Origin of the sequence: Caenibius tardaugens NBRC 16725 (assembly GCF_003860345.1) — a bacterium.
GTDB classification, from domain to species: domain Bacteria; phylum Pseudomonadota; class Alphaproteobacteria; order Sphingomonadales; family Sphingomonadaceae; genus Caenibius; species Caenibius tardaugens.
The window spans coordinates 1,363,169-1,384,918 of record NZ_CP034179.1 but is presented as its reverse complement, the minus strand read 5'-3'; the positions used below and the strand labels follow the sequence as shown (position 1 = coordinate 1,384,918).

Here is a 21,750-nt window from a genome sequence, read left to right as displayed (position 1 = left end):
ATATTGGTATGACGCTGCCGATCATGGAGCCGGACCTCGATCGCGGGCTGCTGCGCACATGGGTGGAGGCCGTCGATCGCGGTCCTTATTCCTCGCTCGCATTTGGCGAACGCATGTTGTTCTCAAATCCCGAAACCATGGCGCTTATGGGCGCCTGCGCCGCCTGGACGGAACGGGTGCGGCTGGTGACCACGATCTTTATCGCCACGCTGCATTCACCGGTACTGCTGGCCAAGCATATCGCCACGGCGGACATGCTCAGCAATGGCCGGGTGACGATCGGTGTGGGCATTGGCGGGCGCGAGGAAGACTATGCCGCGGTGGGCGCGGACCTGTCTTTGCGCAAGCAGAAGGAATTGGCCGCGCGCGTGGATGTGATGCGGCGCGCCTGGGCGGGGGAACATGTCGTTCCCGGTGTGGCCCGGGCCGTGGGGCCTGCCCCTGTGCAACCGGGCGGCCCGCCCGTGCTGGCGGGCGCGATGGGGCCCAAGGCGATTGCCGGGGCGTCGCACTGGGCCGATGGGGTCTGCGGGATGAGCTTCGCACCCGACGTGGGCGAAATCGACCAGAGCTTTACCATGGTGCGGCAGGCATGGGCCGATGCGGGGCGGCCCAAACCCCATCTCGGCACGTCGTTCTGGTTCGCGCTGGGCGACAATGCGCGCGATCAGATGCGCACCCACCTGAAACGCTATTTCACCTGGCTGCCGCCTGCGGAAGTGGACGCCATTGCCGAACACGCCGGATTTGCCGGGTCGGACAAGGATTTCAAGGCACTGTTGCACCAGATTGCCGATACTGGGGCGGACGAGGTCATGCTGATCTCGACCAGTTCGGACCCCGACCAGATTCACCGCGTGGCGGATATTATCGGCTGATCGCGGTTACTCAAAACACCGCGCCGCCCATGGTCAGCGTGTTTTCGATGAACCGCCGGGCGAGCGAACGGTGCCGGAGATCCCACCGGCTGATTTCGATGGAATCCGCCAGCCATGCATCCTGATGCCGGCCCACTTCGGCCGCCAGATCGGGTGAGTGGAACAGCACGTTGTTCTCGAAATTGAGATCGAGGCTGCGCCGGTCCATATTGGCGGAGCCGACCAGCCCCATGGCTTCATCGACCACCAGCGTCTTGGCGTGTAGCAGGCCGCCCCGGTATTCGAAAATCCGTACCCCCGCCTTGGCCAGCGTGGAATAGTAGGCGCGGCTGATCGCGCCCACCGGCCCGCTGTCGTTGCGATGGGGGAAGATGATGCGCACGGCCACCCCGCGCCGGGCGCAATCGGCGATGGCCGAAACGAGCGGTGGGTCCGGCACGAAATAGGGGGTGGAGATCACCGCCGAGTGTTCGGCGCCAGCCAGCACAGCGGTAAAAATGCTGGTCATCGCCCCTTTGAACGACAAGGGCCCCGTGCCGACCGCGATGGCTTCGAGGCCGCCGGGGACAGGCTGTGGCGCTTGCTCGGCCACGAAGTTGGCGGTGTCCTCCCCCGTTTCCAGCGTCCAGACGGAGACGAAGATCAGTTCGTTCTGATGCGCGATCGGCCCTTCGTAACGGATCATGATATCCACCCACGGAGCGAACTTCTTTTTGACGAGAAATTCGGGATCGGCGCAATTCTGGCTCCCGCAATAAGTCACGCGGCCATCGATGACCACGATCTTGCGGTGGTTCCTCAGATCGATACGGTGCCCGTAGAGCAGGCTCAGCCCCAGCGGCGCCTTGAGCGAGGCACAGAGCTTGGCGCCGGAAGCCGCCATTTTCCGCCACCATGGCGAGCGGATCAGTTGCCGCGATCCAATTGCGTCGGCCACGATCCGGCAAGTCACCCCGCGTTGTGCGGCGCGGCAGATGGCATCGACCATTTTCAGCCCGTTGTGATCGCTCAGCCAGATGTAGAACGAGAGATGGACGGTCTTCTCCGCACGATCGATATCGGCGATCATCATGGCGATGGCCGCGTTTGAATCCGGGGCGATGCGGGCGGTATTGCCATAAGCCGTCGGCCATTGGGCCACGTGTTCGCAGGTGCGGAAGGCATTGCGGAAGCGATCCGGGATCGCCTCAAGCTCCTCGGAATAGTCTGGAACCGGCAGTGTGCGTTCGAGCATGCGGAACACCCGGTTGGCCCGGCGGTGGATTTTCGACGACATCCATGGTTCGCCAAACAGGAGATAGAGCAGCACCCCACCAACGGGCAGCAGCGCCAGCAGGAGCACCCATGCTGCGCGGGCATAAGGTTCACGTTCTTCCAGCAGAATGGCCCGGGCGATCACCGCGAGATGAATCAGGGTGAGCAGAACAACAAAAACAGCAGACACAATGTCCATGCTCACCTCGAACAGCGGGGCCTCTCAAGTCGCCCGCTGTAACATACGGAATGTATTTTTGTTTCCCAGATGTGTCAGTCAGTTATGACCAATGTTCGGTCAGGCAAGCGTGCCATGTTTGGGGGTCTGTTGAGGTTCACGGGGGCCGGTTCGTGTCCGGCCCCCGTGACCTGTGCAGCGATCAGCGGACAGGGATGTACCGCTTTCCTGCTATGCTGGCTCTATTCCGCTGCCAAAGCGGTCGGTGCGTCTTCGTTGCGCGCTTCGAGATATTCGCCCGGTTTTGCGCCGGTATAGGCGCCATCGCGGAAAATAGGCACGCCATTGACCATGGTCAGGCGCATCGGCGCAGCAGGCCGGGTATAGCGCCACATCATGCCGCCCTTGCCGTCTTCCACGTCATAGACCTTTTCCATGTCGCGCTGTTCGATCTCGTTGATATCGAACACCACGATATCGGCCCGCTTGCCCGGTTTGATGGCACCGATGTCATCGAGATAGAAATGCTCGGCGATCTTGCCGGTCATCGTGTGGATCGCCTGTTCCAGCGAGATCAGTTTCTGATCGCGCACATATTTGGTCAGGAAGATCACGTTCTCGCCGCTGCCGCAGAGCATCTGCAGATGGGCCCCGCAATCGTTGAGATTGCCGAGCGACTGGGGGTCGATCACCTGATCCACCACCGCGCTGTCGTTCATTGCCATCGGCGCCATACGGATGGCCGAATTGACCCCATTGCGCAAAAGCCATTCTGCCGCCGCGTCGGACGCATGAACGCCCAGTTCGTCGGCATAGTCCTTAAGCGTGATCCCGAATGGGCCGCCCATGCCGTTTTCCGAACCGACCTTGGTCAGCAGCAGCGCATGCGGCTGGGCCATGGGCGATTGCGGGTAGATCTTGGTATCCCAGCTTTCGCGGGCGCGTGCGCGCCAGTCAGGATCGCGCAGCACCGCTTCCTTGGCGGCATCGCCTTCGGCCAGAACCGCTTCGTGCCAGACATAGTCGTTCGACTGGGCAAACAGCAGCGAACGATAGATGCTGACCTGTGCGGTCAGTGGAACGTGGGCATAGCCCGGCCAAACGTCCAGCCCTTCGCTGCGCAGCCGCGCGACCAGTTCTTTCATCTGATCGACGCGATAGGTCTGGTATTCCGATGTCGGCGCGGCGCCGGTAAACTGTACGCGAATGCCACGCCCTTTGAGCAGCTTGGAAATTCGTTCGACCTGCTGGTCCCCGTTGTCGCGCATCAGCGCCACATCGATGATGCATTGGAAAGTTGCCGATGGATAACGCTGCAGAACCTCGAACAGCGCCTCGAATTCCGCGTCATCGGCCACCAGTGTGGGGATCGGGCGATTTTCGCCGTCATGATCGAGCAGGTTGGTGGACAGGCCCAGTGCACCCGCGCGCATGGCATCGTCCAGCAGTTCGGCCATTTTGGCGCGTTCTTCGGCGGTGGAGACGCGATCCCACGCCTCGGGGCCCATCACGGCAATGCGGATGGCGATATGGCCGGCGTAAGTCGTGTAGTTGAGCGGCAGTTTGACCTTTTCGACCATCGATTTCTTGTATTCCGACCACTTGCGCCAATCGAACGGCAGGTGCTGCACGAACGGTTCGAGCGGGATATCCTCGAAGAACGAGAAGATCTTGATCATCTCCATCTGCGAGGCCTTGTCGTCCGACAGCGGGGCGGGCGAGAAGCCGCAATTGCCCATCACAATCGTGGTCGCGCCATAGCCGGGCAGCGGGTCGAGATCGGGTTGCCACCACATCGTGGAATCGTAATGCGTATGCGATTCGATGAAGCCGGGGGTGACATAGCAGCCCGTTGCGTCAAACACCTCTTCACCGGGCCGCGCGGCGAGATCCTTGCCGATTTCGACAATTCGTTCGTTTTCGACACGCACATCGGCAGCGTAGGCGGGGGCAAGAGTCCCGTCCACGACAGTGCCGCCCTTGATCAGATAATCGGCCATTGTTCTCTCCTTGTGATGCCCTGCCGATTCTCTCGCGGCAGATCGCTCAGCCATTTTATTATGGCATAAAATTATTCCGTGCCATCCATAAGGTAATTCCGGTCGGTCGCATCTGGGGCGCAGACTGCCGATGCTGCCGCAGGGGCGGGTTATCGCCCCGCCGTGGGATCAATCCGCTCTCCTCGTGGGTTTGCCTTTCATTTCGCCCGATGCAGCGGAAAACTCCCGCTTTGAACACTTGAAAAACAATCATGACTGTTTTCTAATAAAGCTCTGCCCTGACGTGATTCGTCCAATGAGAGCAGGCTGCAGGCATCGATCGGATGGAAAGTTCGACGGCCCGTTTCCCCTGAGGAGAGGAATGGTCATGACAAAGATCGATTTCGACGACTGGAACATTCACGTCGGCGCGGCGCACCCGTTCAACGACCGGGTGGTGCCAGCAATCGATAATGGCACAGGACGCCCCGATCCGCATCGCTACTATGATCGCGATTTCATGCGCGAGGAATGGGACAAGGTCTTCGCGAAAAGCTGGCTGCTGGCTGGCCCGGTGTCGGATATTCCCGAGCCCGGTGACTTTTTCACATTCGAGATCGGGCCGGAAAGCTTCATTGTCGTGCGTGGCGACGATGGGGCGATTCACGCCCATTACAACGTTTGCCCACATCGTGGCAGCCGGCTGGTGAGCGGGGATATGGGTTCGCTCGACCGGTTTACCTGCCCGTTCCACAGCTGGAAATTCGGGCTTGATGGCCAGAACCTGTCCGTTACCGATGCCGAGACGTTCCGTCCGGAAGTGCTGTGCCATGACCATGATCTCACCTCGGTGCGATGCGAGGTGGCGGTGGGGCTGGCGTTCATTGCGATGGACCCGGATATCGTGCCGCTGAAGCAGTGGCTCGCGCCGATCCTGCCGCAACTGGAGCTCTATGGCATCGATCAGATGTATGTTGTGCAGCATCGCCGGTCGGACTGGGGCGCCAACTGGAAGGGTGGTGTCGACGCCTTTGCCGAAATCTACCATCTTCATGCCGTGCACCCGCAGACCCAGTGCCTGATGGATGACCGTACCCAGATCGATCTGTGGCCCGGCGGCCTTTCCCGCCAGTTTGTGCCCTTTGCGCAGCCTGCGGCGCGCTATCCCGATCAGGTATCGGTAAATCCGGGTATACAGGCGATGTTGGCCGATGCCGGTATCGATGCGGCCAGCTTCACGGGTACGGCCGCGGAAACGCGCGCGGCCGTGCAACAGGGCAAGCGGCGCCGATCGGAAGAACTGGGGCTGGGCTATGCCCGGTTCAGCGACAGCCAGTTGAGCGATTCCGTGGTCTATTCGCTGTTCCCCAATGTGCAGATCGGCTGCCATCCCGAAGCGATCTTCCTGCATCGGTTCCTCCCGCACGCCAGCGATCCCAATCAGTTCACTTACGACACCTGTATTCTGTACCGGCACATTGATGCGCCCGGTTACAGCGCACCGGCGTGGATGGGGTTGGGCGCGGGAACCGACCTTTCGGGGAACACGCGGCCCGATATCGTCCACACCGGATTGGGTGAACCGCCGGGTCTTGGCGAAGTGCTGGACCAGGATTCGGACCTTCTGCCGATCGTGCAGGCCGGTGCGCGTTCGCGGGGTTTCCGGGGGCCATTGTGGAGCGAACAGGAGGCGCGCCTGCGCCATTTCCATGCCGAACTGGATCGCCGGATGGCCGCAGGGGCAGAATGATGAACTACGATCCGCGCAGTTGGGCCGTCCACAAGGGTTCGGATCATCCGTTTGACCGTGCCGCGCCCATGATCGACAACGGCACTACCCGGCCCGATCCGTCGCGGTATACCGCACCCGCCCAGTTCGCGCGCGAATGGGAAAAGGTGTTTACGCAGGCGTGGTTGCTCGCCGCGCCGGCAAGCGATCTTGCCGAGGCGGGTGACTGGGTGAAATTCGATATCGGCCCGGAAAGCTTTATCGTGGTGCGGCAGGACGATGGCACCGTAGCCGCCCATTACAACGTCTGCCCGCATCGCGGCAGTCGACTGGTCATGGGCGACATGGGCAGTCAGGACAGTTTCACCTGTCCGTTTCATTCGTGGCGGTTTGGGCTCGACGGGCGCAATCTGAAAGTGACCGATGCGGAAACGTTTCGGCCTGAAGTCCTTTGCCATGGCACGGACCTGACTTCCGTTCGCGCGGAAGAAGCCGCGGGGCTGGTGTTCCTCTGCATGGCCGAAGAAGGCCCTTCGCTGGCCGAATATCTCGGGCCGATCCTGCCGATGCTGGAAACCTACGGGATCGACCGGATGCATGTGGTCCAGCACCGCCGTTCGGACTGGGCGGCCAACTGGAAGGGCGGGATCGATGCTTTCTACGAAAGCTATCATCTCCACGCGATCCATCCGCAAACGATGGGTTTGATTGACGATCGCACGCATATCGATCTGTTCCCGGGCGGCATGTCGCGGCAGTTCGTGCCGATGGCGCAGCCGAATTCGCATTTCCCCGATCAGGTGGCCATCAATTCCGGCATTGCCATGTTGCTGGCCGATGCGGGGATTGCGCCCGACCAGTTCACCGGCACGGCGATGGAAAGCCGCGCCGCGATTGCCCAGGCCAAGCGTGAGCGCGCGGCGCGCATAGGGCTGGATTATACGCACTTTTCCGATGCGCAATTGACCGACAGCACCATTTTCGGGGTCTTTCCCAATGTGCAGATCGGCTGCCATCCCGAAGCGGTGTTCCTGCACCGGTTCAAACCGGATGCCGACAATCACGAGAATTTCACATATGAGACCACCATCCTTTACCGGCATGTGGATGCGCCCGGCTATGGCGCGCCGGGGTGGATGGGGCTTGGTGCGGATGTCGATATGACCGGCGCGACGCGGCCCGAAGTGATGCACACCGGACTGGGCGTGCCCCCCGGTCTGGGCGAAGTTCTCGATCAGGATTCGGACCTTCTGCCAATTGTGCAGGCTGGCGCGCGGTCACGCGGCTTCAAGGGGCCGCTGTGGAGCGAACAGGAGGCGCGGTTGCGCCATTTCCATGCGGAACTCGATCACTGGCTGGAGCGGTAAGGCCCCCCGTATCAGAACGGTAGAGCCTCAGAACGGGCGGATGGTTACCCCGTTATCGACGACCAGTTCCGCGCCGGTGACGAAACGGGATTCGTCCGACGCAAGGAACAGGACAAGCGCCGCCACATCCTTGGGGTGCCCCGGCGTGCCCGGCGGCAGGACGCCGTCTGGAATATGTTTGGGGTTGCCAACGCGGCCTTCGGCGCTTTGCACCATGGGCGTTTCGATAGAACCCGGGTGGACCGAGTTGCAGCGGATCTTGTAGCCTTTTTCCTGGCACATCACGGCCACCGATTTGGTCATCGCCCGCACGGCGCCCTTGGCGGCGGAATAGGCGAAGAAAATCGGATAACCCAGCAGCGCGCCGGTGGAACTCATATTGATGATGGAGCCCCCCTGATTACGGTTCATCAGCGGGATCGCATGTTTGCAGCCGAGAAACACGCCATCGGTCATGATCGAACTGACCCAGCGAAACTGTTCAAGGCTGGTCTCCTCGACATCGGCATTCAACACCACCCCGGCGTTGTTGACGAGCACGTCGAGCCGCCCGAAACGGGCCGCGATCTCCTCCATCACGGCGATCCATTGCGCTTCGTCGGCAACGTCCAGTGTCATCGCAAGGGCGCCGTTGCCGATCCGGTCAGCCACGGCCAGCGCCGGTTCGAGCCGCACATCCGTGACAACCACGGTGGCCCCTTCGCGCGCCAGCATTTCGCAGTCAGCGGCACCAAGCCCAGACCCGCCGCCAGTAACCAGTGCAACCTTGCCTTCGACCCGGCCCATGCCTCTTTCTCCCGTCTGGTGTTCTTTGGCCCGTGCCTCAGGCCGCGCCGCCTTCATCAAAATAGTCCGGCATGCCCGCAGGCCAGACGACGCCCCATTGGGCCTGACCGCCATCCAGGATGATCAGATCGCCGTTGATGAAACGGGCCGCGGAAGAGGCGAGATAGGCGATTGCTTCCGCGACATCCCATGCGTTACCCCGTATTTTCATGGGGTTGGCTTCGTGGAATCGGGCGAGCGCTTCTTCCGGATACATCCGGAAGCCTTCGGTTTCGATGACACCGGGGCCGATGCAATTGACCCGGATGCCCCATTGCGACCACTCGGTCGCGAGCGTTTTTGACAGATAGATAACCCCGGCGCGAGCGGCACAGGTGTGGGCCGCCTGCGGCATGCCCCGTTCGACATTGGCGACAATATTGATGATATTGCCGGGCTTGCCCGTTTCGCGCCAGATCTTGGCGGCTTCCTGCATCATCCACCAGGTGCCGTTGAGATTGGTGTCGATCACCGCCAGCCATCCCTTGCGGCTGAAATCGATCGCGTCCTGCGGGAACTGGCCGCCGGCGTTGTTGACCACGGTATCGATCTTGCCGAAATGACCATGCACTTGTCGGACCAGTGCCTCAACAGCGTCGGGATCGCGAATGTTCGTCGGTATGGCCAGCACTTCCTGCCCGGTTTCGCTGCGCACCAGTTCGACGGTGGTCTGCAGTTTTTCCGCATCGCGACCGCAGATCGCGACTTGTGCCCCCAACCGTGACGCGAGGAACGCGGCCGCTTTGCCCATGCCGCTGCCCCCGCCTGTGATCAGCAGCGTCTGCCCGGCCAGCGCATCATCGCGATAGACGGTGGACTGGGCGCGCAGGGCCTCTTCGTCCAGCCCACGGGCTGGCCGGTCGGTTTCCGTGCCATCGGGGCGAAAGATTTTGGGTGAGAAGGGTTTCGGCATGGTCAACTGACTGGTCCTTGCAAATATGCGGCAAAGGGTCGGTCGGGATCGGGATTTGTCCTGTGCCGGAAGTACGGTAACCCCTGTCTTTCAAAAAGACAAACAAGATTGTTTTAAAGTGACGTAGCGTCCGGCCAGCCATCGAAAACGCGGTAGGAGTCAGTTTGTATCGCGGGGCATCAGGATGCGGATCTGGTCTTCGAGATGCTGCAACATGGCGGGGACCTTGTCCCGATCCATCGCCCCGGTCTGCACCGCAATCGCCATGCCTTCGAGTATGGTTTGTGACAGGCTCATCGCCAGATCGAATTTTGCAGGCGCCGCGCGCCATTCCGGAAACAGCCCTTCGGCCTGTGTGTTGAAGCGTTCGCGGAATTCTTCCTGCAGCGGCACGAGTATGGCGGCCAGATCTTTGTCCGTCCGGGCGGCGACCGCCAGTTCATGGAAAGCGATGAAGGCCGGTTTCTGCACCTGGCGCCAATAGGTTTCGACCAGCGTATCGACATCGTGTTCAGGCTTTTCGGCGGCATTGCGAAACGCGCGCAAGCGCTTCTCGTGCAATTCGATGATCGTCGCCTTGATCAGGGCCGCGCCGTTTTCAAAATGATGCATCATGGCGCCGCGCGAAAGCCCGGCTTCCTGTGCGACCTTCGGTGTGGTGGTGTTGGCGTATCCGTATTTCACCAGGCAACGCACTGTCGCATCGATCAGCCGGCTGCGTGTCTGCGCTGCCTTGGCGGCTTGCAGTGTCCCGCCAGTGCCTCTGCTCTGGCTGGGCTTGGCAGTGCGAATCGAGCGGGAGAGGGCCATACGTTTGCCTGAAGTGAACCGGTTTTACGAAATGCAAAACAGGAAGCGCTTAGCTTGATATTTGTGCCTAGCGCAAGCGCCAGCCCACAAATATCAGCTTTGGCCGTGACGGCGGGGCGCAACGCGGGAAAACCCATTGCCTGTATGACTATAATAAAACAAACATGACTGATTGTATTTTGTATTTGTCGCGCTAGACTCGCCACAAACAAAGCTGATGCAGATCATGCCGCAGTCCGGATGGTTTGCTATAGGGTGAAATCGCGGGAGAGCAGGCGATGGGCGACGGACAGTCGATCCTCACTATGGGCGAAATGATTCGATCATCGGCGCGATCGTTCGGCGACCGTGATGCGATCGTGTTTCCCGATTGTCGGCTGACTTATGCGGAATTGAACAGGGCGGCTCGCGACTGGGCCAAGGCGCTGATGGCCATGGGCATCAAACCCGGAGACCATGTGGGGCTGCTGCTGCCGACCTGCGTGGAGTTCATTACGGCATTCTATGGCATCACCATGGCGGGCGGCGTGGCTGTTCCGATCAATGCCCGTTATCAGGCCAGCGAACTTGGTTATGTCGTGGCCAATGCGGATCTTGTGGCCGTTATCACGATCGGCAAGCTCGCGGACGGACTGGATTTCAGCGAACGTCTGGAATCGGCGCTGCCGTCACTGCAACAGGTATCCGATCCGCGCAACCTGGCCTTGCCCGAAGCGCCGCGCCTGCGCGGTGTCGTGTGCCTCGACAGCGAGAACAAGGCGTACCTGATCCCCGCCGGTGCCGTGCTGGACGCGGGCAAGGCGGTGGCGGAGGAAGACGTCGACGCGCGCATTGATGGCGTGTCTCCACAGGATACCGCGATGATTCTCTACACATCGGGTACCACTGCCAACCCCAAGGGCGCGATGATCAGCCATCGTGCGCAAGTGGCGAACAGCCGCAATCTTGGTCTGCGCTATGAATGCACGCAGGACGACAAGGTCTGGTCTCCGCTGCCGATCTTTCACATTGCCGGTATCCTGCCGATGACGATGATCCTCGATCTTGGCGGCAGCTATATGACCATCCCGCGCTTCGATGCGGGTCTGGGACTGGCGATGCTGGGACGGGAAGGCGCGACCATCGCCTATCCCAGTTTTGTCACGATCATGCAGGATCTGATCACGCATCCGACATTCAAGAATACCGATCTGTCACGGTTGCGGGTCATGAATTCGAATTTCGCGGTGCAGCCCGAATGGATCAAGCTCGCCGTGGCCGAAGCCATGCCGCATACCATCCAGGTGGGGACTTATGGGCTGACCGAAGGGGCTGGCACGGTGTCTACCAGTCGTCTTGACGACAGTTATGAGGTGCGCACGGGCCGCTGCGGCGTGCCGCTTGACGAATGGACGGTGCGCATTGTCGATCCGGTGACGGGCAAGGATTGCGGGCCGGGCGAACAGGGCGAAGTGGTGCTGGGCGGGCCGAACATTCTGAAAGGCTATTACAACGCCCCCGAAAAAACGGCCGAGGCGATCCGCGACGGCTGGTTCCATACGGGCGATATCGGTTCGATCGATGCCGATGGCAACGTGATGTTCCATGGCCGGATCAAGGACATGCTGAAAGTCGGGGGGGAAAATGTCGCGGCGGCCGAAATCGAAGCGATGCTGCAGACCCACCCGGCGGTGAAGCTCGCGCAAGTGGTGGGGCTGCCCGACGCGCGCTATGCCGAAGTGCCCGCAGCCTTCGTGGAACTGGCAGAGGGCGAAACGGCCACCGAACAGGAGTTGATCGCACATTGCCGGGGTCAGATTGCGGCATTCAAGGTGCCGCGTCATGTGCGTTTTGTCGATGTCTGGCCGATGTCGACCTCGAAGATCCAGAAGTTTCGTTTGCGTGATCATCTGATCGCGGAACTGCAACTGTCGTGAGCGGGATGACGCAATAAAAAAGACAGACACGATTGCTTTTTTATTGCGGCCGGATGATCAAGGTGCCTAGGGTCGATCACGCAGGGCCGCCGGGTGTTGAGTCTCTCGATTGCGCTGACGGATCGACAGTAAAGGGGACAGGAAGATGGATCTGGGACTGGCGGGCAAGAAAGCGATTCTCGTGGGCGCGGCACGCGGCATTGGTTTCGCGGTTGCGGAAGTGCTGGCCCGCGAAGGATGCGATATCGCGCTGACCGCGCGCAGCGAAGACAGTGTGAAGGATGCCGTCGCAGAACTGGGCAAATACGGCACCCGCATTGTCGGCAAGCCGGTCAACGTCCGCCATCCGGAAGAATACAAGGCCTGGATCGAATGGGCGATCGATGCGCTCGACGGGGTCGATATTCTAGTCCCGTTCACGTCTGCGGGCGGCGGATTGGGCAGCGAGAAATACTGGAACAACGCGTTCGAAACCGATCTCATGGGGGCGGTGCGCGCGGTCGATGCGGTGATCCCGGCAATGACGGAGCAGCAGCGCGGTTCGATCGTTCTGATCGCCACGACCTCCGTGCTGGAGGCGATGGGCGGGCCGCAGCCTTACAACGCGCTGAAAGCCAGTCTGGTGACCTGGGGCAAGCAATTGGCGCTGGCCCACGGCAAGGACGGTATCCGCGTCAATGTCGTTTCACCCGGCCCGATCGAATTCGAAGGCGGCAACTGGGATATGATCAAGGGCACGATGGAGAAATTCTACAACGCCCAGCTTCGCCAGCAGCCGTCAGGCCGCCTTGGCCGCCCCGACGAAGTGGCCAAGGCCATCGTCTTCCTCGCCAGCGACGCGGCCAGCTGGTGCAATGGTTCGCATCTGGTGGTGGACGGGGGCTTCACCAATCGGACGCATTTCTGATGAACCGGCACATCATGGGCTGGGACCCGGCCGCCATGGATGTGCGGCGGGTGGTCGATGTGTTCCGTGTCGATCCGGACACCGTCGGCAACGGCACGCCCGTGGAGAAGGCCCCCGATCCTGAACTGGGCACTGCGCTGATCCCCGCTGCGCGCTACTTTTCGCCGGAATTCATGCAGCTCGAATGGGATCGCGTGTGGACCAAAGTGTGGTTGCTGGGCGGCCGGGCTGACGATATCCCCGCGCCCGGCGATTATATCTGCACCGAAATTGGCAAGGAATCCGTGCTTATCGTCCGTCAGGCGGATGGTTCGCTGCGCTGTTTTCCCAATATCTGCCTGCATCGCGGCAACCGGCTGAGGCCGGAAGGCCGCGGCAACGCCGAACACTTCCAGTGCATGTATCACCATTGGTCCTACGGGCTCGATGGCCGGCTGGATCATATTCCCGATCTCTGCACGTTCCATCAGGGCGGCCCGCCGGGGATGGCGCTGACGGCACTGCCTTGTGTGGAATGGAACAGTTTTGTCTGGTTTTCTCTCGATCCCGATGTGGAACCGTTCGACGATTTCATCGATCCGCTGCGCCGCCATCTGGAACCCTATCATCCGGAACGGATGGCCTGGAAACGGGACATCACGGTCGAATGGGATTGCAACTGGAAGGCTTCGGTCGATGCCTTCAGCGAGACCTATCATGTGCAGGGCATTCATCCCCAGCTGAAATGGTATCTCGATGACGTGAACGTCCAGATCGACTGTTATGGCAAGCATAACCGGTATCTGATCCCGTTTGCGGCGATCAGCCCGCGCGTGGCGATGCCAAGCCAGATACCGCCTGCCATCCATGAGATCATGGTTCATGCAGGGATGGACCCTGCCGAATACGAAGGGAGCATTGCCGATATCCGCCGCGCGGTGCAGCTGTTCAAGCGGGAACACGGCCCGGCGCAGGGCAAGGACTATACCGAGCTGAATGACGAACAGCTGACGGACGATTATCACTACACGATCTTCCCGAACATTTCGGTCAATGTGCATTCCGATGACGTGATGCTGTTCCGCCAACGCCCCCACGCCACCGATCCCAACAAGATGTATTATGACATCTGGCTGTTCGAACTGGTTGCCGAGGGTGAGGAATGGCCCGAACGGGTGCGCCACCAGCATTTTTCCCATGGCGACAAGACGATCGGGCAGGTGCTCGATCAGGATGCCTTCAACCTGCCGACAGTGCAGAAGGGCATGCAATCCGACTATTTCCCCGGCCTGTGGATCGGGGATCAGGAACTGCGCATCCGGCACTTCCACAAGGTTCTGGACGATTACATTTACGGCCCCGGCGGCAAGGGCCCGGATGATCTTTAAACGATGCGATCTGTAAAAACGCGAAGGGGAGAGCGGCCATGCAACTGAACCGCGATGAACTGCTGGGCGCCTATCGCCGGATGAAGATCATCCGCGAATTCGAGGAACGCCTGCACGAAGAGATCAAGACCGGCGAGATCGCGGGGTTCACGCATCTCTATGCGGGGCAGGAAGCGGTGGCCGTAGGCATTTGCGACCAGCTGACGGTGGAGGACAAGATCGTGTCCACTCATCGCGGGCATGGCCACTGCATCGCCAAAGGCTGCGATGTGAAAGGGATGATGAAGGAGATTTACGGCCGCGCCGGGGGCCTGTGCAAGGGGCGCGGCGGGTCGATGCATATCGCCGATCTCGATGTCGGCATGCTGGGCGCGAACGGCATTGTCGGCGGCGGTGCGCCGCAGGCGGTGGGCGCCGCGATCGCCGCCCGGCTTCAGGGCAAGGGCCGCGTGGGTGTGGCGTTTTCGGGGGACGGGGCGTGCAATCAGGGCACGACATTCGAAGCGATGAACCTGGCGGTTGTGACCAAGGTTCCGGCGATCTTCGTATTTGAGAATAATCACTATTCCGAACATACCGGCGATGCCTATGCCGTTGGCACCAGCAAGGATATCGCCAGCCGCGCCGAAGGGTTCGGGATGAAGGCGTGGCGCGCCAATGGCTGCGATTTCTTCGACACTTATGCCACGTTTGCAGAACTGCTCGATTATGTCCGCGCAGGCCATGGGCCGGCCGCCATCGAACTCGATACGGAACGCTATTACGGCCATTTCGAAGGCGATCCCCAGCGTTATCGCGGGAAGGGCGAACTCGACCGTATTCGCAACGAACGCGATTGCCTCAAAGCCTTTCGCGCCACGGTGACGGGGGCCGCACTGCTGGCCGACGATGATCTCGACCGGATCGATGCCGAAGTGCTCGCCTTGATCGACGAAGCCGTGGCGGAAGCGCGTGCCGATGATCTGCCCGATCCGGCGACCGTCGCCGACGATGTCTACGTCGAATACTATTGAGAGCAGCGGGGAAACGCAGATGGCCATCATGAATATCCGCGAGGCGATCGTCTCGACCCTGCACGCCGAGATGGAGCGTGATTCCGATATCATCCTGCTGGGGGAGGATGTCGTTGGCGGCAATGGCACTGCGGGTGGCCCCGAAGCGATCGGGGGCATCTGGGGCACCAGCCCCGGCCTGTGGGCCAAGTTCGGCCCGGAACGCGTGATCGATACGCCAATCAGCGAAAGCGCGATTATCGGCGCGGCGGCGGGTGCGGCGCTTTCGGGCAAGCGCCCGGTCGCGGAACTGATGTTCGCGGATTTCGTCGGGGTCAGCCTCGACCAGATATGGAACCAGATGGCCAAGTTCCGTTACATGTTCGGCGGCAAGACGAAATGCCCCGCCGTGGTGCGGCTGGTCTATGGCGCGGGCATGCAGACAGCGGCGCAGCACAGCCAGTCGGTCTATGCCATGCTGACGGCGATGCCCGGCCTGAAAGTCGTGCTGCCGACCACGCCAGCCGATGCCAAGGGCCTGCTGACCGAGGCGCTGCGCGGCGATGATCCGGTGATGTTCTTCGAACACAAGACGCTTTACGGGGTAAAGGGCGAAGTGCCCGAAGGCGACTACCGCCAGCGGTTCGGCGAAGCGCGGGTCGTGCGCGAAGGCGGAGATGTGACCGTGGTGGCCTGCGGGCGCATGGTCAGCTTTTCGGAAAAAGCGGCCGATAAACTGGCGGCTGAAGGCATTGGCATGGATCTGCTGGATCTGCGCACCACCAGCCCCCTGGATGAGGATGCCATTCTGGAATCGGTCGAACAGACGGGGCGTCTGGTGGTCGTCGATGAAAGCCCGCCCCGTTGCAGCCTTGCCGCCGATATCGCCGCGATGGTGGCCGAACGGGCATTTACCAGTCTCAAGGCGCCGCCGGTGATGGTGACCGCGCCGCACAGTCCGATCCCGTTTGCCCGCAATCTTGAACGGGCGTGGGTGCCGTCACCACAGAATGTGGAGGATGCGGTGCGCCGCGTCCTCGCGTTCCGCTGAAGGAGCGTTGGGCGATGGCCAGACTCACCCCTTTCACCATGCCCAAGTGGGGCATCGAGATGGCGGAGGGCACTGTTGCCGAGTGGATGGTGGCGGAAAATGCCCCGTTCACGCGTGGTACCGTGCTGACGCTGATCGAAACCGACAAGATCACCAACGAGGTCGAGGCGGAACGCGATGGCCGGTTCGTGCGGATTGTCGCACAGGCGGGCCAGACGTATCCGGTGGGTGCGCTGCTGGCCGTGCTGAGCGACGGGGATGAGGCAAGCGCGGCAGAGATCGACGCGCTGATTGCGGGATTCCGTCCATCGGATGCGGGGTTCGGACCGGATGGCGACAATGTGCCACCAGCGCATGCCCCTGCTACTGCTGATGCGCCGGGGGACACGCCTGTCGCGGCTGCGCCGCCGCCCGTGCCCGAAGGTCTTTCGGTCAGCCCGGTGGCGCTGGCAGAGGCGCAGCGGCTGGGTGTCGATCTCGCCACGGTAACGGGCACAGGCCGCAAGGGCCGGATTTTCGCGCAGGATGTGCATCAGGCCGCCCGGCCCGAGGCGGAGCCGGTGCTTACCGGGGTATTCCCCGCAACCCGGCCGGGCACTGTGCTGTCGACGCCGATCGCGCGCCGCCTTGCCCTGTTGCATGACCTTGATCTGGCCGCGATTACCGGCACCGGTGCGCGCGGCAAGGTCCGGCGCGATGACGTGCTGGCCGTGGTGGCGCAGAACGCCCCTGCAACAGCGCCCCCGGCGGTTGACGTGCCTGTAGCGGGCAGTGTGGCGATCGTGCCCATGTCGTCCATGCGGCGCACGATTGCCCGGCGGCTGACCGAGTCCAAGCAGCAGATTCCGCATTTTTATATTCGCCGCCGCGTGCGTGCGGACCGGTTGCTGGCCCTGCGCGCGACAATGGCCGGAAACAACCGGCCGAGCGTCAACGACTATATCGTGCGTGCTGCGGCGCTGGCGCTGATGGAAGTGCCCGCCTTGAACGTGCAGGTCCACGGCGATGCGATTCACCAGTTTGCCGCCGCCGATATTTCTGTGGCCGTGGCGACGGAAAGAGGGCTGGTCACCCCGATCGTGTTCGGGGCCGACACGCTTTCGCTGGAGCAGATCAGCACCACGATGGCCAGCCTTGCCCAGCGCGCCCGCAGTGGCAAGCTGACAGCAGAGGAATTCACTGGCGGGAGCTTCTCGATCTCCAATCTTGGCGGGTTCGGGGTCGAACAGTTTGACGCGATTATCAATCCGCCGCAGGGCGCGATTCTGGCTGTGGGAACCGCGCGTCCTGAACCCGTCGACGATGACGGGGCAATCCGGATCGTGCCGGTACTGCATCTGTCGCTGTCATGCGATCATCGTGCGATCGACGGCGCCGATGGCGGGCGTTTTATGGCAGCGTTGGCCGCACTGATCGAACAGCCGCATCTGCTCTGAAGACGGTGCGTGGTCTGATGGTCAGAGCGCGGTGCCGGCCGATCGTTGCCGCCCGGCGCGGGTATAGACGAGATTGATACTGGTGAAGGTCACCGCCTCGGTCCCGTCTTCCAGCATAACGGCATAGCGTGTCTTGGCCGTGCCGCGATCCGAACGGGAGCGGGACGGCGTGAGATCGATGATCTCGCTCGTCACATGGATGGTGTCGCCAGCACGGATGGCGCGTTTCAGGCGCAGATCGTCCCAGCCAACCCCGCAGACGAAATCGATGTCCCAGTTGATTTCGTGATCGAGCTGCCGCCACAGGGCCAGAACATGAATGCCGCTGGCCACCACTTCCCCGAACACCGATTGGGCGGCGCTGTCCGGATCGGTGTGGAACCACTGCGGATCGTATGTCCGGGCAAAGGTCAGGATTTCTTCCTGTGTGATCGTGCGGGAACGGGAACGGCGCTGTTCGCCGACTTCGAGATCCTCGAAGGTCCGAAAGGGTTCGCGCGGGGTAAAGGGGGCGTCGGTCATGACCCAGGCTTCGCCATGGGGACGCGCAGGTTGGCGAAGGCAAAGGGGCTTTCCCGATCGACGATCTGAAGCAGTTCGATGACATTGCCATCGTGATCGCGGCCGTAGGTCGCCCACATTGCGCCCACGCCACCGGGCGGACAGTTGAATACCATGCCCAGCCCCTTCAGGCGCTCATAGTCGGCAAAGATATCGTCGCAGTAGAAACACAGATGGGTGATTCCGTAATCGCACATCCGGGGGCGCACGGTCTGCGGATCGTGGGTGGCATATTCGAACACTTCGAGATGCAAGTTCCCCCGCCGCAACATGGCATAGCGTGCCGCGCTGTCTTGCAGGCCGACCATGGCATCGATGCGCGCGTTGCCGGGCTGCCAATCGCCTTCACCGGCCGGTTCAAAGCCGAACCATTGCTGATAGGTTGCGATGAAACGGTCGAGATCGGGTGTCGAGATCGCGACGTGATGAACACCCACAATCATGGCGTGGCTCCTGATCCGGGGGCTGCGGCGCGGGCAGCTTTGACGGCATGCACGATTTCGGCATTCGTCGGGTTGCGGCGCAAGGTGACGCCGCCATTCACCTGCAGGACCTGCCCGGTCATGAAGCAGGCATCGCTGGCCACCCACGATACCGCTTCGGCGATATCCTCGCTCGTGCCCACGCGGCCAAGAGGATACTCCCGGGCAAAGGTGTCGATCAGGGCAGGGGTCCGTGACGCCTTTTCCGTCATCGGCGTGACCGTAAACCCGGGGGCGACGGAATTGGCGCGAATGCCACGATGCCCGAATTCGTTGGCAATGCACCGGATCACGTGATCCGCACCGGCCTTGGTACCCATATAGGCAGCATGGTCTTCCAGCATGATCGATGCGGTGGCGGACGAAATCTGGATCAGCGATCCGTGATCGCGCATGACCCGCAACATCGCCTGATAGAACAGGATCGCGCCGGTGAACTGCAGTGCAGCCATCTGTTCGATATCCGCCTTGGTGGTGTCGAGAAAGGGTTTCAGCAGGCCCCACCCGGTTGCGTTGACGGCAATATCCACCCCGCCAAAAGCATCCACCGCCACCTGCCCCAGACGGGCGAGATCAGTCTCATCGGTAAGGTCGCACCCGGTTACCGCCACGCCATCGATTGCGGCCGCGAGCCGTTCCAGCTCTTCCGGTTGGCGGCCTGCCACGATCACTTTTGCGCCATCTTCCGCAAGCCTGCGCGCAATCACTTGCGCCATATTGCCACGGTTCGCCGCGCCCATAACGACTGCGGTTTTGCCTGAAAGGTCTGCCATTCCGTCGCTCTCCCTTCCGGTTCGGCCCGTCAATCCTGCTGCACCCAATCGCCCAGCACCTGTTGCACGCGGGCGTGTTCGGGCACGCGGTTCAGCCCGATGCGCCGGTCCAGTTCCTCGTGCCAGTGATAGATGCGGCGTTCCTGATAGTTGAGCGGCATGCTCCGGAACCCGGGGCTTTCGAGCGATTCCTGAATCTGCGGGGCAAATTGCAGATCCTCGTACAGGATACGTTCCCAGTTGCTCAGGCGCTTTTCCCACAAGGGGTGCGGGTTTTCGGGATCGTGCTGCGGCGCCAGCCAGCTTGACACCACCCGTGCGCGTTTGGGACCCAGTGGCCAGAATTGCAGGATCGGTATGCCGGTCGGGGCAGGGGGCATCACGAAGTTGGGATAGATCTGGTAGCTCACGTTGTTCTTGGCCGGGAAGTCGGTGATCGAAGGGATTTCCGGCATGCCGACAGTGCCGGGATCGACCCAGTCGGGCCTGCGGTTGGGCGTGGCCATACGGCTGTGACCATGTGGCCAGAGGGTTACGATCATCGCGCGATGATCGAGGAAGCGATCGACCGTATCGATATGGATCGATTTGAGGTGATAGACTTCGAGAAAGGCATCGAGCAGCACTTTCACGTTGCACTCGACATCGTAACTGCGGCTGTCCACGAGACGCAGCGTGTCCAGTTCGAACTGTTCGAGCTGGGCCGCCATCGGCCCGATATGCTCTATCAGCGGCTGGGCTTCCGGGTCCTGATTGATGAAAATCAGCGAACCCAGCAATTCGCAGCGGACAGAGATCAGCGAACGGCACGAAAAATCGAGATCGACGAAATCGCGTTTGTCGCGCACCGATGTCAGTTTGCCATCCAGGGTGTAGCTCCACCCGTGATAGCCGCAGACGAAGCCCCGGCTTTCCCCCGCCTCTTCCTTGACGAGCGGCGCCCCGCGATGCTGGCAGGTGTTGTAGAAGGCCTTGATTTCCCCTTCGAGATTACGGGCGACGATGATCGGCGCCCCGGGATTGCGGGTGACGAACCACGATCCGGGATTGGGAAGCTGGTCGGTATGTCCGGCATAGAGCCAGGCCTTGTCCCACATCAGTTCCTTTTCCATGCGCAGGAATTCCGGATCGACGTAGCGGCTGCCGGGGATGTCGGGGAGATTGGGGAAGCCTTCGGGCGGCCCCTTGCGATCACGCTCGTAATCCATGCGCGCAAAATCGTTTTCGGGCCGTTGATCTGCCACCGGATCAAGCATCGTCTTCTCTCCCTGCGGGCGTGATCGGAAGGCATTCCGGAAGCCCACGATAAAAACATACAAGAATGTTTGATTCTTGCGAAGTGATGCTTGTGATTTTATCGTTCCTAGGCTTAAACAGTCAACTGTGATTGGAATTTTGAGCCCGGAGTTTCCGTGATTTCCGCTGCCATCACGATAGTTGCAGGCGCATGGACCGGAGACGGTGAACGGGCGGCAGTCACGATGCGAAAGGACGCCTTTGGGCGTTGCCACTGCACGGTATGGCGCTCTGACCGGTCAGCCTTGCGGGAAGCTGGCAGGGCGATTCTGCGCGAAGGCGGCAATCCCTTCGCGGCTGTCCGCATGGTTCAACGTGGCCCGGCCCCACACATTGCCGACAGCAAGCGCCTGGGCAATGTCCATGCCGGTCGCCATTTCATACAGATCGCGGCCATTGCGGATCGCCTGCCAACTGTTTTCAAGCATGGCCTGCGTGACGCTGAGCGTGCGGTCGAGCAACTGGTCGGACGTGACGATTTCCGTCACCAGCCCCAGTTCGTAAAACCGGCGTGCGGGCAGGGGTTCGCCTGTCATGATGAGGGCAAGCGCGGTGGCGCGCGGAACCTGCAGCGCGAGACGCTGAATCCCCCCGGCGAAGGCAAACAGGCCGCGTTTGACTTCGCTGAGCCCCATCAGCGCGTGATCGGCGGCAAAGACCATGTCGCAGGCCAGCACGATCTCCAGCCCGCCTGCAACCGCCGTGCCGTTGACTGCGGCGATCAGCGGCTTGGTGCGTTTGCGCTCGGTTATGCCGCCAAAACCGCGCCCCGGGATAAGGCCATGGCCGGCACCGATGCGTTCCGCCTCTTTCAGGTCCATGCCCGAACAGAAGGCCCTGTCGCCCGTACCGGTGAGGACGATGGCGCCGATCGTGGTGTCGGCTTCCGCTTCGGTGATCGCCTGATCAAGCGCCTGCGATGTCGCGGCATCCAGCGCGTTGCGCGCATGCGGGCGGTCGATCGTCAACTGGCAAACGGCGCCATGGCGTTCCACTATCAGGCCGGACATCGCGCTTCTCTCCTTTGGAATTTATC

Annotated in this window: 19 protein-coding genes; 9 read left to right on the top strand and 10 right to left on the bottom strand. The window is 61.5% G+C overall.

Going from position 1 to position 21,750, the window contains the following annotated elements; genetic code table 11:
• The first annotated feature begins 8 nt into the window (after positions 1 to 8).
• Complete coding sequence (locus EGO55_RS06245; RefSeq protein ID WP_040716418.1) at positions 9 to 878, top strand: LLM class flavin-dependent oxidoreductase; 870 nt, start codon at positions 9 to 11, stop codon at positions 876 to 878.
• A 10-nt stretch (positions 879 to 888) separates the two neighbouring features.
• Here the strand turns inward: EGO55_RS06245 and cls are convergent, their stop codons facing one another.
• On the bottom strand, positions 889 to 2,331 hold the full coding sequence (gene cls / locus EGO55_RS06240; protein ID WP_021690923.1) for a cardiolipin synthase: 1,443 nt from the start codon (positions 2,329 to 2,331) through the stop codon (positions 889 to 891).
• Between the two features lie 221 nt (positions 2,332 to 2,552).
• Positions 2,553 to 4,310 (bottom strand): N-acyl-D-amino-acid deacylase family protein, encoded by a 1,758-nt coding sequence (locus EGO55_RS06235; RefSeq protein ID WP_021690924.1) that lies wholly within the window; start codon positions 4,308 to 4,310, stop codon positions 2,553 to 2,555.
• 361 nt (positions 4,311 to 4,671) lie between these two features.
• On the opposite strand from EGO55_RS06235, the gene EGO55_RS06230 reads away from it, so the two are divergent.
• Positions 4,672 to 6,039 (top strand): aromatic ring-hydroxylating oxygenase subunit alpha, encoded by a 1,368-nt coding sequence (locus EGO55_RS06230; RefSeq protein ID WP_021690925.1) that lies wholly within the window; start codon positions 4,672 to 4,674, stop codon positions 6,037 to 6,039.
• Positions 6,039 to 7,385: an aromatic ring-hydroxylating oxygenase subunit alpha gene (locus EGO55_RS06225; protein ID WP_021690926.1), complete on the top strand. Its 1,347-nt coding sequence runs from the start codon at positions 6,039 to 6,041 to the stop codon at positions 7,383 to 7,385. Before EGO55_RS06230 ends, EGO55_RS06225 begins: the two co-directional genes overlap by 1 nt.
• Positions 7,386 to 7,412: 27 nt before the next feature.
• Here the strand turns inward: EGO55_RS06225 and EGO55_RS06220 are convergent, their stop codons facing one another.
• The 3 genes from EGO55_RS06220 to EGO55_RS06210 all read right to left on the bottom strand — a co-directional run bounded on the left by EGO55_RS06220 (position 7,413) and on the right by EGO55_RS06210 (position 9,933).
• Positions 7,413 to 8,171: an SDR family oxidoreductase gene (locus EGO55_RS06220; protein ID WP_021690927.1), complete on the bottom strand. Its 759-nt coding sequence runs from the start codon at positions 8,169 to 8,171 to the stop codon at positions 7,413 to 7,415.
• A 37-nt stretch (positions 8,172 to 8,208) separates the two neighbouring features.
• Entirely contained in the window at positions 8,209 to 9,123 is a 915-nt protein-coding gene (locus EGO55_RS06215) for an SDR family oxidoreductase (RefSeq protein ID WP_040716369.1), read from the bottom strand.
• Between the two features lie 159 nt (positions 9,124 to 9,282).
• On the bottom strand, positions 9,283 to 9,933 hold the full coding sequence (locus EGO55_RS06210) for a TetR/AcrR family transcriptional regulator (RefSeq protein ID WP_021690929.1): 651 nt from the start codon (positions 9,931 to 9,933) through the stop codon (positions 9,283 to 9,285).
• Positions 9,934 to 10,211: 278 nt separating this feature from the next.
• Here EGO55_RS06210 and EGO55_RS06205 point away from each other — a divergent pair, with 278 nt between their 5' ends.
• The 6 genes from EGO55_RS06205 to EGO55_RS06180 all read left to right on the top strand — a co-directional run bounded on the left by EGO55_RS06205 (position 10,212) and on the right by EGO55_RS06180 (position 17,602).
• Positions 10,212 to 11,849 (top strand): class I adenylate-forming enzyme family protein, encoded by a 1,638-nt coding sequence (locus EGO55_RS06205; RefSeq protein WP_021690930.1) that lies wholly within the window; start codon positions 10,212 to 10,214, stop codon positions 11,847 to 11,849.
• A gap of 145 nt (positions 11,850 to 11,994) precedes the next feature.
• Entirely contained in the window at positions 11,995 to 12,756 is a 762-nt protein-coding gene (locus tag EGO55_RS06200) for an SDR family NAD(P)-dependent oxidoreductase (RefSeq protein ID WP_021690931.1), read from the top strand.
• The gene (locus tag EGO55_RS06195) at positions 12,756 to 14,123 is read left to right on the top strand and encodes an aromatic ring-hydroxylating oxygenase subunit alpha (RefSeq protein WP_021690932.1); all 1,368 of its coding nucleotides are present in this window, start codon (positions 12,756 to 12,758) and stop codon (positions 14,121 to 14,123) included. Before EGO55_RS06200 ends, EGO55_RS06195 begins: the two co-directional genes overlap by 1 nt.
• Before the next feature lie 38 nt (positions 14,124 to 14,161).
• Positions 14,162 to 15,136, top strand: coding sequence for a thiamine pyrophosphate-dependent dehydrogenase E1 component subunit alpha (locus EGO55_RS06190; protein WP_021690933.1), 975 nt, complete (start codon positions 14,162 to 14,164; stop codon positions 15,134 to 15,136).
• Between the two features lie 19 nt (positions 15,137 to 15,155).
• Complete coding sequence (locus EGO55_RS06185) at positions 15,156 to 16,166, top strand: alpha-ketoacid dehydrogenase subunit beta (protein ID WP_021690934.1); 1,011 nt, start codon at positions 15,156 to 15,158, stop codon at positions 16,164 to 16,166.
• Between the two features lie 14 nt (positions 16,167 to 16,180).
• Entirely contained in the window at positions 16,181 to 17,602 is a 1,422-nt protein-coding gene (locus EGO55_RS06180; RefSeq protein WP_021690935.1) for a dihydrolipoamide acetyltransferase family protein, read from the top strand.
• Between the two features lie 21 nt (positions 17,603 to 17,623).
• Here the strand turns inward: EGO55_RS06180 and EGO55_RS06175 are convergent, their stop codons facing one another.
• The 5 genes from EGO55_RS06175 to EGO55_RS06155 form a co-directional block, all read right to left on the bottom strand.
• Positions 17,624 to 18,124, bottom strand: coding sequence for a MaoC/PaaZ C-terminal domain-containing protein (locus EGO55_RS06175; protein WP_021690936.1), 501 nt, complete (start codon positions 18,122 to 18,124; stop codon positions 17,624 to 17,626).
• Positions 18,121 to 18,606, bottom strand: a complete 486-nt coding sequence (locus EGO55_RS06170) for a VOC family protein (RefSeq protein WP_021690937.1) — start codon at positions 18,604 to 18,606, stop codon at positions 18,121 to 18,123. Before EGO55_RS06170 ends, EGO55_RS06175 begins: the two co-directional genes overlap by 4 nt.
• A complete protein-coding gene (locus tag EGO55_RS06165; RefSeq protein WP_021690938.1) occupies positions 18,603 to 19,418 on the bottom strand; it encodes an SDR family oxidoreductase in 816 nt (271 codons plus the stop codon). Before EGO55_RS06165 ends, EGO55_RS06170 begins: the two co-directional genes overlap by 4 nt.
• Before the next feature lie 29 nt (positions 19,419 to 19,447).
• A complete protein-coding gene (locus tag EGO55_RS06160; RefSeq protein WP_021690939.1) occupies positions 19,448 to 20,674 on the bottom strand; it encodes an aromatic ring-hydroxylating oxygenase subunit alpha in 1,227 nt (408 codons plus the stop codon).
• Between the two features lie 279 nt (positions 20,675 to 20,953).
• Positions 20,954 to 21,724: an enoyl-CoA hydratase/isomerase family protein gene (locus tag EGO55_RS06155; protein ID WP_021690940.1), complete on the bottom strand. Its 771-nt coding sequence runs from the start codon at positions 21,722 to 21,724 to the stop codon at positions 20,954 to 20,956.
• Positions 21,725 to 21,750: the final 26 nt, after the last annotated feature.